We start from the raw sequence: 12902 nt of genomic DNA, 5'->3' as shown, positions 1-12902 counted from the left end.
TTTATGGATTCGTGATCGCGCTGGAAGCCGCGCCAGTATTGGCCTCGACGGCATTCTGCGAATTTTCGTTTCTAGTCAGGGTCGAGCGGTGAATGCGGCTAAAGCCTTTCCCGTCTAACCATTCGTGCCACTTGTTCAGCGCATCACGCTTGAGCAGCTCAGCCGAGGTGTGGATATAGGTCTGCACGTTGCGGGTCAGCGTATGGTTCACCAGCATCTCGCCGATCAGGAAGTCGACGCCCAGATCAGTCCAGCCGGTTCGGGCCACTTTGCGCAGGTCGTGGCTCGTCCACTCACCCTTGCCCAAGCGGGCGAATACGGCACATGCCTGGCTATCGCTGATCGGCCCACGGTTGCGAGCCGGGAACATGTAGGCGCCTTTGTAGCCCTTCGATGACTGCCAGTCCCGATACCGCTCCAGCAGCGCGCAGGCTTGATGGGTCAGCGGTAGCCGATGCTCACAGCGGGTCTTGGTGTTCTCGGCAGGAATGAACCATTCGCCCTGCTCACCCAGCGTCAGGTGCGACCATCGGGCCTGCCTTGTCTCGCCAGCGCGCGTGCCGTGACACAGCATCATCAAGGCCAGCATGCAGTCCTGCGGGTGCTGGTCGAATCCTGCAGCAAGGTCACCAAGCACCTCTTCCAGCTGAACGGCCCGCAGGCGCGATGGTTTCGGCAGGATGCGGGCCTTGGGCAATTGCATGAACTTGACCAGCCATTTGCATTCGACTTGACCAGTCGTTTGCATCCGACTTGACCAGTGCGCATGATGCCAGTGTGAATCCTGCCCGGGTGGCAATGACGGCTGCCGGGCTTCTGTCCTATCAAATAATCAGCACGCGCTTAGGAGAGGAACATGAAAGGTTTTCTGGTCACTTTCTTTACTCAACAGAATCGTCGCTATCAGGGAAAGATGCTCGGCGACTGGATCGTTGATTTGGCGAAAGAAATGGGACTGCGGGGTGCGACTCTGTCCACAGGTATCGAAGGCTTTGGGCATACCGGCCGGCTGCATTCCTCGCATTTTTTTGAACTAGCGGATCAGCCTACCGAAATTCGTATGGCCATTACCGAGGACGAATCTGTGCAGTTATTCAAGCGATTGGAGCTTGAAGATATCTCGTTATTTTACATAAAAACCCCAGTTGAGATGGGCTTCGCCGGAACAGAAGTCACCTAGTCTGGCCTGCTTTCATAAGCGGTGACTCGAAGACGCCTACGCTTGCCTCGTGCTCCGAAACACGATTTTACATTTTGGACAGAGCTCGCTAAGATCGGCTCATTGGAGATGGCATTCCTCCATTAACCAACCGCTGTGCCCGTAGCAGCTGATGATGCCTACAGAAACCTGATCAACCAGGTCTGTAGGCGTTCGCGCCCAGAATCCCCTTTTTGGTCAGGCCCACTTACATTTTTGTGGCTGGCCAAATGTCTAAATTTCGACGACCTGAACAACTCGACTTACTGCCCTATATTGCGAAATGGCTTGCGCTTGCTGGTCTTGTAGCTCTTTTGGCAGGCTCTGCCTCTGCGTTATTCCTCCTTTCTTTGGATCATGCCACCCAGTGGCGAGAAGCCCATCCCTGGGTGCTCTGGCTCCTGCCAGTTGCTGGCTTTGCCGTGGGACTTGCGTATCACCTGATAGGCAAACCAGTTGATGCCGGAAACAACCTGATCATCGATGAGATCCACGATCCTAAAAAGACTATTCCCTTGCGCATGGTGCCGATGGTGCTAATCGGAACCGTGGTTTCCCACCTCTTCGGTGCATCTGTGGGACGTGAGGGAACGGCGGTGCAGATGGGCGGCGCTCTTGCGGATCAATTGACGCATGTCTTTCGGCTACGCCGCGAAGATCGCCGGGTGATTCTCATGGCCGGTATCAGTGCTGGCTTTGCGTCCGTCTTCGGCACCCCTCTTGCCGGGGCTTTGTTCGGACTTGAAGTGTTGGCCATCGGACGCATGCGTTACGACGCGCTTTTCCCTTGCGTGGTTGCGGCAATCGTTGCTGACCAGGTGGGGAAAGCCTGGGGAGTGGTTCATACGCATTACGTCATTGGCGAAGTGGTTCCCGTGCAGCTCTGGAGCGTCATGGCTGTGGTCGCCGCTGGGATTATCTTCGGCCTCACTGGCCTGCTATTCGCGACGACCACCCATAAGCTAGGGGCTTTCGTTAAACGACTTATCTCCTATTCGCCATTACGACCATTCGCCGGCGGCCTTCTGATCGCAGTGGCAGTGTGGGCGCTTGGTAGCAACCATTACACCGATGTCGATAAGTACATCGGACTGGGGATTCCGAGCATCGTCCAATCCTTTCAAATGCCAATGGCTCCTTGGGACTGGCTTGGAAAGATGTTGTTCACCGTTGTCTCCCTGGGGACTGGATTCAAGGGCGGCGAAGTCACTCCGCTGTTTTACATTGGAGCCACCTTGGGGAACGCGCTAGCGCCCCTCTTACATCTTCCCTTCGGCATGCTGGCTGGTATCGGTTTTGTCGCTGTCTTCGCTGGTGCAGCTAATACGCCACTGGCAACCATTGTCATGGCCATGGAGCTCTTCGGGCCTGAAATTGCTCCGCTTGCAGCCATTGCCTGTATCGCAAGTTACCTCGTATCCGGGCATACCGGGATCTATCACGCCCAGCGCGTCGGTCACAGCAAGCATCACCGTCCTCTGCCGAAGGAAATCCGGCTCTCCGATATCAAGCAATTTCATGCTCAAAGTGAATCCGCCAGCGAGCGCAAAGTGACTTTTATTGGGGAAGAGAAATGACCGAACATCGCCAAGATCGCCTGACAGCTTTGCAGCTCTATTTCCCTGGCGCTAGTCGGGCTCGAGTTACAAATTTCTGGCATCACCTGAGTGCGCCCGCACTTGCCCAACACCTTCTTAAAGTCGCGCAGAAAGCCAAGATTGATCAGGTCATGCTCAAACCGATTTCTGCGGGCTATTTGACGGGCCATCGCATTTCCCATCATCACCCGGAGCTTGGTGATATGCGTCATCCGCAGTGTCTGGAATTGCTGGATACAGAGGTCAAGCTGCGCACCTTCCTGCGCGACCACGCTGACGAGTTGCGCAAGGTGCGAGCAGTTCTTCTCTTATGCGAGTTACCGCTCAGTGAAGCCTTGTAATTCAGTTCGAAGAAACAGTTCGCAAATGAAGAGGCATAGCCGACTAACCGTTGGTCGCTCTCGCCACATTAGAGGATGTTGCCATGAATGGCTTTCAACTGACGTTTTTCACTGAACAGAGTACCAACTACCAGCATCTTCCACTCGGGGAGTGGCTGGTTGAGTTCGCCAAACGAGAGGGCATGTTGGGAGCGACGCTGGTGAGCGGTACGGAAGGCCTGGATCATTTAGGACATTTGCATACCGCGCATTTCCTCAGCGGTGCTGATCATCCGGTCACAGTGACGATATCCACTGATGAGCCCGGGTGCGAGAAGTTGCTGGAAGCATTGGCCAAGGAGGCGTTTTCGCTGAGCTTTATCAAATTGCCCATCGAGTACGGTCGAGTGGGCCAGGCGAAAAGCTGAAAACCACGGTTTGTTGGACAACCAGTAAAAAGGATAAACGCCATGTACCGAATTTATAACCTGCGTCCACAGCCAGCCCCCGTCAACTGGGCTCGTGACAACAGGCCGCTCCTCGTAGGACTGGTTTTTTGGGCGCTTTTTTTGGCGGGCATTGCAGGCAGCCAAAAGGTATCGAGCGAGGGTTGGTACATCGTCACCTCGCTCGAAGGCGCCTTGGTCACGATGCGCATGCCCAGTGAGAAATCCTGCAAGGCAGACGTGACCATCACCTGCGTACCTGGCTACGAGCTGAGAGCACAGCAACGTTGAACGTTACGAGCGCGATGGTGGTGGGCAATCCAAAGATGAGATTGCGAAATGGAACTCACCGACGTCGGCTCATCAAAACCACTTTAGAGAAATGGGATACCACATGAGCGCAGTGATGCTGAGCATCGTATTCGGGCTTGTGATGGGCAGGCTTTTTACAGGATCCGTCTATGAATTCGTCGCGCTTTTCATCGTAAGCATTGGAGTGTCGTTGCTGACGTTTCATCTGCTAGATCAAAGGCGGGCCATGCTACAAGCCCAGACTGCGTACTGCTGTTCTGTGATGGTTGCGTCAAACCAAATGCTGGAGCTTTTCCAGATGGCAAAGGGAGGGCAATTCATGCCCTTGGTGGGAGAGATTCCTGAGCTAATTATTGGAGGCTTCTTGGTTCCCGCAATTGCGGTGTCGGCAGTGCAGCTGTTCAGAATACTCATGGAGAGCTGACTTCCGAAATCGAGGCCTCTCGACTTATTCACATGGTTAATGACGTTCCCGAATCGTCCCTTGGAGAAAATCAATGAAAACGCAAATCCAGGCTATTCATGCACGTGAAATTCTCGATTCACGCGGTAACCCTACCGTTGAAGTCGACGTCACCTTGGAGTGCGGAACACTGGGCCGGGCTTCAGTCCCGTCCGGTGCCTCTACAGGCGCTCACGAAGCTGTTGAGTTGCGTGACCATGATCCAAAGAGGTATTCCGGCAGAGGAGTGTTAAAGGCCGTTAGCAATGTGAATACCGAAATACTTGAGTCTCTGAGAGGCCAGGATGCAGTTGACCAGGAACAGATTGATCATCTGATGATTAAGCTGGATGGAACACCTGATAAGTCTAGGCTTGGAGGAAACGCCATCTTGGGCGTCAGCCTCGCCGTAGCCAGAGCGTCGGCTTCTGCGATGAAAGTGCCCTTGTTCCAATATCTGGGCGGCGAGCAAGCAGCAAGAATGCCCGTCCCAATGTTCAATATTCTCAATGGCGGTGTTCACGCAAACTGGCAAGGCCCTGACTTCCAAGAATTTATGATTGCACCTACAGGGGCTGGCAGTTTCAAGGAAGCCTTGCGTTGGGGCGCTGAGGTGTACCACGAGCTGAAAGCGGTGCTTAAGGACGCCGGCTACTCAACAGCGGTCGGAGATGAAGGCGGCTTTGCGCCGACGCTCAAGAAAAACTCAGATGCCATTGAGCTGATCATTAAGGCAATTGAAAGGGCCGGTTATACCCCTGGATCTCAGATCGAGATCGCTATCGACCCAGCATCCAGCGGTTTCTATGAGAACGGTCTTTACCATCTGCGCTCTGAAGGTCGTAAGGTCGATGCTCAAGAGCTGATTAGTCTCTATTCCTCCTGGGTCGACAAGTACCCGATTGCGGTACTGGAAGATGGCCTCGCGGAAGACGATTGGTCGGGCTGGAAGCAATTGAATGCTGCGCTGGGTAACCGGATCGAGTTGGTTGGAGATGACCTGTTTGTCACCAACGTCGAACGGATTCAACGAGGCATCAAAGAAAACGTCGCCAATGCTGTACTGATTAAACCCAATCAAATCGGAACCCTGACTGAGACCAAAGCCGCCATCGTAATGGCTTACGGGGCAAATTGGGGAGCTATGGTTTCTCATCGTAGCGGGGAGACTGTAGACAGCTTCATCGCAGATCTGACTGTTGCCATGGGTACTGGCCATCTCAAGACGGGCGCTCCATGTCGAGGGGAGCGGGTCGAGAAATACAATCAGTTTCTGAGAATAGAAGAGCATCTTGGCAGCCATGCGTTTTATGCAGGACATGATGCATTCGTGCGCTGACGGCCTATAGCCGGTAAACCTGTTGTACTGGTTACCGTAAAAAACGAACCACATATCGCTGTTGGCAAAAACGTCAGTGGCATTGGCCTTTCCTAGACGCTTGGAGATATGAGCATGAGCTACACGGATATTCCAGCTGGTAACGCGATCCCCGATGACTTCTTCACCGTTATCGAGATTCCTGCAAACCACTCGCCGATCAAGTACGAGGTGGACAAGCCGAGTGGACAAATTTTCGTAGACCGCTTCCTCAGCACGCCCATGTTCTATCCGGCCAACTACGGGTTCATTCCAAATACGTTGAGCGATGACGGAGACCCGTTGGACGTCTTGGTGATTTGCCCTTACCCGGTATCGCCTGGCGTTGTCATTCGTAGTCGCCCGGTTGGCGTGATGTACATGACGGACGAAGCTGGAGCGGATGCCAAGGTGATCGCGGTGCCTCATGAAAAACTAAGCTCTGTGTACAGCAACATAAAGGAATTCTCTGACCTCCCTGCATTACTCCTCGCACAGATCCAGCACTTCTTCGAAAGCTACAAGGCATTGGAGCCGGGTAAGTGGGTAAAGATGGGCCGTTGGGGGAGCGCAGATGAGGCCCGAGAAGAGATTCGCAAATCGGTAGCTACGTATAAACCAAAAAAGGGGGACCACTCGCCACATTAAAGGATGTGGCCACCTGTGTACCGAGCTACGCTCCAAGCACTGCAATAATGTCACTGATGGCGAAGTAACCCAAGGACTGCATTCCTGAACGGACTAGAGATTCCCGAGGCATTTAAAGGGTGTCAGTTCACTCAATGATAGCCTGCCTGATCGTTAACCTTTCCTCGGAACACGGAGTAGCTCCAAATGGTGTAGCCCAGAATGATCGGGATAATGAGCAGAGCACCTACAAGCATAAAACCTTGGCTTTGCGGGGGGGCTGCGGCATCCCAGATCGACGTCAACGGTGGGACGATGTTCGGCCACAGGCTGATGCCGAGGCCGCTGTAACCCAGAAAGATCAATACCAGGGTCAAGATAAAAGGCGCGTAGTGAGCACTGCTCGCCACGGCCCTGAACAACCCCCACATAGTCACCAACACTAGGACTGGCACCGGCAGGAACCAGAACAGGTTCGGTAGGCAGAACCAGCGTGCAGCGATATCGCCATGGGCGAGCGGCGTCCATAAGCTGACCACGGCGATCACAGCCAGCAGTGCCAACGTCAAAGGACGGGCCAGGTTATGCATGGCTTTTTGCAGCACGCCTTCAGTTTTCATGATCAGCCAGGTGCAGCCAAGCAAGGCATACGCAACTATCAGCGCAGCGCCGCAGAACAGACTGAACGGCGTCAGCCAGTCTAGGCCGCCCCCGGCGTACTGGCGATCGACCACCGGGAGGCCGTCGATGTAGGCGCCCAACGCCACGCCCTGGAAGAAGGTCGCCACCAGGGAGCCGCCGATAAAGGCCTTGTCCCAGATGTGGCGCTTCTCGTCAGTGGCCTTGAAACGGAACTCGAAGGCCACGCCGCGGAAAATCAGCCCGAACAGCATGAAAATCAGCGGCAGGTACAGGGCCGACAGGACCACCGAATAGGCCAGCGGGAAGGCGCCGAACAACGCCGCGCCGCCAAGCACGAGCCAGGTTTCGTTGCCGTCCCAGACAGGCGCGACCGTGTTCATCATTACGTCGCGATCGCCCGAGCCCTTCATGAAAGGAAAAAGAATGCCAATCCCTAGGTCAAAGCCGTCCATAATTACGTACATCATGATGCCGAAGATGATGATCACGGCCCAAATCAGCGGAAGATCAATGCCCATGAGTCAATGCCCCTTGTGATGGCTATCAGCATCGCCACCGTGGGCGGCAGATAGAGGACGGGCAGGTGTTCGCAGATGGCCAGGCCCACCGTGGCTAAGCGCGTCGCCTTCGTGATTTTGGGGTCCTTTACGTACCAGGCGCATCATGTAGCCCAAGCCGGTTCCGAAAAGCGCGAAATAAACCAGGACAAACAGCACTAAGGTAATGCTCATCTGCGCCACGCTATGGTTCGACGAAGCATCGGCAGTGCGCAGCAGTCCATACACTACCCAAGGCTGACGACCGATTTCAGTGGTAAACCAGCCGGCCAATAGGGCGATCAGCCCTGACGGCCCCATAAGCATCAGGAAGTATAAGAACGAGCGGCACCGGTAGAGCGTGCCGCGCTTTCGCAACCATAGACTCCACAGTCCAGTGAAAATCATCAGCATTCCCAAGCCAACCATGATACGGAACGACCAGAACACGATAGTCGAGTTGGGGCGATCCTCCGGCGCAAAGGATGCCAAGGCAGGAATCTGACGATCCAGGCTGTGGGTAAGGATCAAACTGCCCAAGTAGGGAATCTCGACGGAAAACCGGGTCTTCTCAGCCTTCATATCGGGCCAGCCAAACAGGATCAACGGCGTCGGCTCATTGCCCACGTTTTCCCAGTGGCCCTCTATTGCCGCAATTTTTGCCGGCTGATGCTCCAAAGTGTTCAACCCGTGAGCATCGCCCACCACGGCTTGTATCGGCGCCACAATCAACGCCATCCACATCGCCATTGATAACATTCGACGGACGGCCGGGTTATCGCGACCTCCCAACAGGTGCCAGGCTGCTGAAGCGCCGACAAAGAACGCCGTTGCCACGAAGGCAGCAATCGACATGTGCACCAGGCGGTAAGGAAAAGACGGATTGAAGATAATCTTCAGCCAGTCCATCGGAATCACTTGACCATGATCAATTTTGAAGCCCTGTGGGGTTTGCATCCAGCTATTAGAGGCGAGAATCCAGAACGAGGAAACCAAGGTGCCAACGGCCACCATCACGGTAGAAAAGAAATGTAGGCCACGGCCGACTCTACTCCAACCAAAAAGCATCACACCCAAGAATCCAGCTTCAAGAAAGAAAGCCGTCAGTACCTCGTAGGTCAGTAGGGTCCCCGTTATAGGGCCGGCGAAATACGAAAATCTGCTCCAATTGGTACCGAACTCATACGCCATGACCAATCCTGACACCACACCCATACCGAAGTTGACTGCGAAGATTTTGATCCAAAAGTGGTATAAGGTCCGATAGGTATTGTCATGCGTCCTCAACCAAAGACCTTCCAACACTGCTAGATAAGCAGCCAGCCCGACGGTAACTGCCGGGAACAGGATGTGGAATGAAACGGTGAAAGCGAACTGCATTCGCGCGAGGTCAAGAGCTTGAAGATCGAACATATCGTGGCCTCCTAATGGCAATTTCGTATCAATAGAGGAAGCGTCTTGTCAGTGTCGACTCACCAAGGCACCGCCCCCCTCGGGATTTCGCTTGAAGCGCGAGAAATTTTTCTGCTGATGCCGAACGTTGCGCAACTGACGCGCTGGGTGATTTCCCAGTCCACGGGCGACAAAACCTTGCCGTATTTCGATCCGTTGGATGGCGGCGTCTACGCCAAAATATTGATATTGCTAGAGTCACCCGCGCGAACGGTCAGTCGTGCACGGTATGTCTCACGAGACAATCCGGGGCCTGCACAACGCAACCTCAAAAGTTTCATGGAACAGGTTGGGTTGGAACGCCGAGAGACCGTTATCTGGAATCTATATCCTTGGCTGCCCGATCTTGAAAAGCCCAAGGCGTCGCTCCGCAGGGCGCAAATTGAGGAGGGAATTGAGAAGCTAATCACGCTGCTTCCGCATTTTCCTGATCTCGCGACTGTCGTATTTGCCGGACGTGTCGCTCAGCAGGCGATGCTGCGGGTTCGACACGCCTTTCCCGATATCTCATTGCTCGAGATGCCACACCCCAGCCCGCTTTCTGTTTGCACTCACCCGAGTGTTCGGCAACGCATCCTATCCACGCTGCGTGACGCCAAACAGTCGATTGAGTAGCCAAAGGTTCAGGGTTTGCTCATCTTGTTCAGCGAGGCGATGCAGGGCGAGATGAACAAGTTGCCGCGATACGCGCCTACCAAAGTTTTGGCCGCGACGATGATCCACATGATCGCAAGCAGCAATACCAGTACCACGCCCACAAAATTGAAGAACGCGAGGTGCAACATGGAGCCCAATTTAAGGGTAGTCACCGCATACACGCCTAGCGGAAAGGTGAAACCCCACCAGCCGAGGTTGAAAGGAATACCCTCCCTGAAGTAGCGACCGGTAATCAGCAGCGCCAAAACCATCCACCACAATCCAAGCCCCCAAAACAGCACACCACCGATCAAGCCAATGCCCTCGGCAACGCCTCCGATGCCGGCCATTCCATGAGCGGCGAAGATCGCCGGAGCGTCGCTGCCGAGTACCAGCATCCCCAACGCACCAGTACCAATGGGCCCTAATGAAAGCCAGCTCGATGCCGCCATGCTCTCATGAGGCAATTTATGCAATGCCATGCGCAGCAGCAGAATCACCAGAATACTCAAGGCAACGGGCACTGAGTATGCCCATAGCACGTAGCTGGTGATCAACAGGGTGAACTGTGCACTCGCATCAGCAAGGTGCGGCGCCAGTAGCCCACCACTGGCGGCGGCTACCTCGGCCGCAACCACAGGTAGCAGCCATACTGCTGTCATCTGGTCGATACTGTGCTGCTGGCGGGTAAACATCATGAACGGGATCAGAACCCCGCACGCCAACGCCATGGCGACATCGATCCACCACAGGACTTCAGCTAAAGCGACAACCCCATCCCCCCAGCGTGGCAAGCCATAAAGGAGAAATCCGTTGATGATTGTCGCCAGCCCCATGGGGATGGTTCCAAAAAACATCGACACGGTGGAGTGACCGAAGATCTGTTTGGCTTCATTAAAGAACAGGGCCCAGCGGCTTGCGTACAACACCGTAAAGAGGCAAAACAACGCGATATTGAAAAACCACAAGGCTTCACCTAACACTTTGGGCCACTGCGCGGCAAATGGCAGTTGGCCCAAAGCCAGAGCCAGAATCCCGGTGCCCATCGTGGCGGCGAACCAGTTAGGTGTGAACTGCCGGATCGCTTCTCGTGGATTGGACAATGCTGCCAGTGGATGGCTGCCGCCCATAATCGCTGCGAGTCGTGTATCACTCATTTTCGCGCTCCCGCTTCAGTGTTCATTCAATGTGACTTGCCTGAAGTATAGCTTGATGAGGTTAGCGGCTAAACGGATAGTATAGGTTTACGTTACCTGTTAAAGAGGTAGAAAATTGAAGTTAAGCCTACGTCAATTGCAAATCTTCTGCGCCATTGCGCAACAGGGCAGCACCACCAGCGCGGCCATCGCTGTGTCACTTTCGCAATCGGCCACCAGCGCCGCACTCAACGAGTTGGAAAGCGCCTTGGATACCCGGCTTTTCGATCGCGTAGGCAAACGCTTGGTGTTAAACAATAACGGCCAAGCATTACTGCCCCAGGCCAGAAGCATGCTTGAGAACGCGTTGCAGATAGAAAACAGCTTCCTTCCAGGGCATGCAGAGCTGAAGACTCGCTTGCGGGTAGGCTGTAGTACCACTATAGGCAACTATGTTTTGCCATTGATACTTGGCGAGTTACGCCAATCGGCTCCGCACCTGCGGGTCGATGTTGATATGGCCAACAGCATGGCTATCGCCCGGAAGGTCGCAGATTTCGAGATTGATATGGGACTGATTGAGGGACCGTGCCACTTGCCCGAACTGAGTGCCGAACCTTGGCTTGTAGATGAACTGCTCATTGTAGCGGGCCAACGTCACCCTTTAGCACTCAAGTCGCAGGTCACCCTTGATGACCTGCGTACTGCTGAGTGGCTTCTCCGCGAACCTGGCTCGGGCACTCGGGAGGAAGTCGAACAGTTGCTGTTGCGTCACCTGCACGACCTCGCTGAAACCCGCCAGATCGGCAGCTCAGAAGCCATCAAACACGTCCTTGCACAAGGCATCGGCATCAGTTGCCTGTCGAGCAGGGTCGTTCGGGATCTGCTGACTTCTCAAGACCTGATTGAACTGCCGCATGCGTTGCCTGGGCTGAGCCGGCGCTTTTTTCTGATCCGCCACCGGGAAAAATTCATCTCGTCCGGACTTGAACGGTTCTGGCAAAGTTGCACTCAGTTTGCGAGCCAAAGCTAACGAAATCTATTTGAAAAGTAGGTAACTACTACCACAACAACTTGTTTTCGGAATTTATCCCAAGCGCTTAAGGTCAACTCATTGTCTAGCAGCAATCAGCGAGCTGCATTTGCCAAGGCGCAATCTCACGCCTGGCTGCCCCTTGTGAGGAACCTCTGATGAATGTGATCAAGAAAACAGTGACTGCACTGGCGTTGGGTATCGCGCTCGCCGCATCAATGAGTGCGTCGGCAGCGGAAGATCGCTGGACCTTCGATGGTGATATTCATAACAACTCACTGGCTGTCAGCCCTGACGAATCGACAGCCGTAGTCTCCTACAGTCAGCGTCCTGACGTGGTGGTCTACGACTTGAAAACCGGCAAGGTTCGTCAGGTTCTCACCGGCTATATCACGCCACGCAACATTGTCTTTTCTCCAAACGGCGATGTGTTCTACCTTTCCGACAGCAGCTTAGGGGTCGTTCGTAAGATCGACACCAAAACATTAAAAGTCATCGCAGATCTTCCGTTAGGTGCAGGTGCTTTTGGTACCACGCTCAGCAAGGATGGGAGCCTGCTCTACGTCAACAACGAGGCCGCCAGCACCTTGTCGGTTATTGACCTTGATCACCAACGACCAGTAGCTGTGGTACCTGGCTTCTCCCAACCGCGCCAAGGCATCCGAGTAAGCCCTGACGGCAAAACCGTCTATGTCACCAACTTTCTTGGCGACAAAATCACCCTGGTCGACAGCAAGACCAATAAGATCGAAGGTGAGATCACTGGCTTCAACAAGTTGCGCGCCATCTCCATATCGGCCGACGGCAATACGCTGTACGCGGCTAACAGCGGCAGTAACAGCATCGCAGTTGTCGACACTCAAAAACGCGCTATCACAACCACCGTTATGGTGGGCAAAGACCCCTACGGTGCAGCCCTGACTCCAGACGGACTGCACGTCTACTCGGGTAACCTGGGTGACAACACCCTGTCAGTGATAGACACCAAAACGCTGAAAGTGACGACCACTGTGACCGGTTTGAAGGCACCCCGCCAGGCCATTGTCTTCACCAAAGACAAGTCGAAGGCTTATGTCCTCAACGAGGACCTGAGCATCTCCACCGTCGATCTCGCCAGCAACAAGGTGGTATCGACGCTCAAGGCTGACTGATCGAAACAACGCAGGC

15 protein-coding genes and 1 riboswitch are annotated in these 12902 nt (G+C 54.3%); of the genes, 11 read left to right on the top strand and 4 right to left on the bottom strand.

The features are described 5' to 3' along the window. Position 1: 1 nt before the first annotated feature. Positions 2-748 carry a site-specific integrase gene (locus ACW55A_RS03780; RefSeq protein WP_498810816.1) on the bottom strand — a complete coding sequence of 249 codons (747 nt, stop codon included), beginning with the start codon at positions 746-748 and terminating at the stop codon, positions 2-4. A gap of 108 nt (positions 749-856) precedes the next feature. On the opposite strand from ACW55A_RS03780, the gene ACW55A_RS03775 reads away from it, so the two are divergent. The 8 genes from ACW55A_RS03775 to ppa all read left to right on the top strand — a co-directional run bounded on the left by ACW55A_RS03775 (position 857) and on the right by ppa (position 6321). Beyond that, complete coding sequence (locus ACW55A_RS03775; protein ID WP_012723172.1) at positions 857-1180, top strand: DUF190 domain-containing protein; 324 nt, start codon at positions 857-859, stop codon at positions 1178-1180. 95 nt (positions 1181-1275) lie between these two features. Further along, positions 1276-1348: riboswitch (Fluoride riboswitch) on the top strand. A gap of 80 nt (positions 1349-1428) precedes the next feature. Beyond that, complete coding sequence (locus tag ACW55A_RS03770; RefSeq protein ID WP_012723171.1) at positions 1429-2775, top strand: voltage-gated chloride channel family protein; 1347 nt, start codon at positions 1429-1431, stop codon at positions 2773-2775. After that, positions 2772-3137, top strand: a complete 366-nt coding sequence (locus ACW55A_RS03765) for a hypothetical protein (RefSeq protein ID WP_012723170.1) — start codon at positions 2772-2774, stop codon at positions 3135-3137. The genes ACW55A_RS03770 and ACW55A_RS03765 overlap by 4 nt, the downstream gene beginning before the upstream one ends. Before the next feature lie 83 nt (positions 3138-3220). Continuing rightward, positions 3221-3544: a DUF190 domain-containing protein gene (locus tag ACW55A_RS03760; RefSeq protein WP_012723169.1), complete on the top strand. Its 324-nt coding sequence runs from the start codon at positions 3221-3223 to the stop codon at positions 3542-3544. Positions 3545-3586: 42 nt separating this feature from the next. Then, positions 3587-3853, top strand: coding sequence for a hypothetical protein (locus ACW55A_RS03755; RefSeq protein WP_012723168.1), 267 nt, complete (start codon positions 3587-3589; stop codon positions 3851-3853). Between the two features lie 115 nt (positions 3854-3968). Further along, complete coding sequence (locus ACW55A_RS03750) at positions 3969-4298, top strand: hypothetical protein (protein ID WP_245759998.1); 330 nt, start codon at positions 3969-3971, stop codon at positions 4296-4298. A 73-nt stretch (positions 4299-4371) separates the two neighbouring features. Further along, entirely contained in the window at positions 4372-5655 is a 1284-nt protein-coding gene (gene eno, locus ACW55A_RS03745) for a phosphopyruvate hydratase (protein WP_012723166.1), read from the top strand. Positions 5656-5769: 114 nt separating this feature from the next. After that, positions 5770-6321 (top strand): inorganic diphosphatase, encoded by a 552-nt coding sequence (gene ppa, locus ACW55A_RS03740; protein ID WP_012723165.1) that lies wholly within the window; start codon positions 5770-5772, stop codon positions 6319-6321. 131 nt (positions 6322-6452) lie between these two features. Here ppa and cydB read toward each other — a convergent pair whose 3' ends face one another. Beyond that, positions 6453-7460, bottom strand: a complete 1008-nt coding sequence (gene cydB / locus ACW55A_RS03735) for a cytochrome d ubiquinol oxidase subunit II (RefSeq protein ID WP_012723164.1) — start codon at positions 7458-7460, stop codon at positions 6453-6455. Positions 7461-7463: 3 nt separating this feature from the next. Then, a complete protein-coding gene (locus ACW55A_RS03730; RefSeq protein ID WP_012723163.1) occupies positions 7464-8891 on the bottom strand; it encodes a cytochrome ubiquinol oxidase subunit I in 1428 nt (475 codons plus the stop codon). 51 nt (positions 8892-8942) lie between these two features. Here ACW55A_RS03730 and ACW55A_RS03725 point away from each other — a divergent pair, with 51 nt between their 5' ends. After that, a complete protein-coding gene (locus ACW55A_RS03725; RefSeq protein ID WP_032657055.1) occupies positions 8943-9545 on the top strand; it encodes a uracil-DNA glycosylase in 603 nt (200 codons plus the stop codon). 8 nt (positions 9546-9553) lie between these two features. Here the strand turns inward: ACW55A_RS03725 and ACW55A_RS03720 are convergent, their stop codons facing one another. Then, positions 9554-10723 (bottom strand): TDT family transporter, encoded by a 1170-nt coding sequence (locus ACW55A_RS03720; protein ID WP_012723161.1) that lies wholly within the window; start codon positions 10721-10723, stop codon positions 9554-9556. Between the two features lie 115 nt (positions 10724-10838). Here ACW55A_RS03720 and ACW55A_RS03715 point away from each other — a divergent pair, with 115 nt between their 5' ends. Both ACW55A_RS03715 and ACW55A_RS03710 read left to right on the top strand, forming a co-directional pair. After that, complete coding sequence (locus ACW55A_RS03715) at positions 10839-11735, top strand: LysR family transcriptional regulator (RefSeq protein ID WP_012723160.1); 897 nt, start codon at positions 10839-10841, stop codon at positions 11733-11735. Positions 11736-11893: 158 nt separating this feature from the next. Further along, positions 11894-12886 (top strand): YVTN family beta-propeller repeat protein, encoded by a 993-nt coding sequence (locus ACW55A_RS03710; protein WP_012723159.1) that lies wholly within the window; start codon positions 11894-11896, stop codon positions 12884-12886. The last annotated feature ends 16 nt before the right edge of the window (positions 12887-12902 follow it).

The organism is Plantibacter cousiniae (nom. nud.), assembly GCF_977070315.1.
This window is presented reverse-complemented; position numbering and strand designations above follow the sequence as displayed.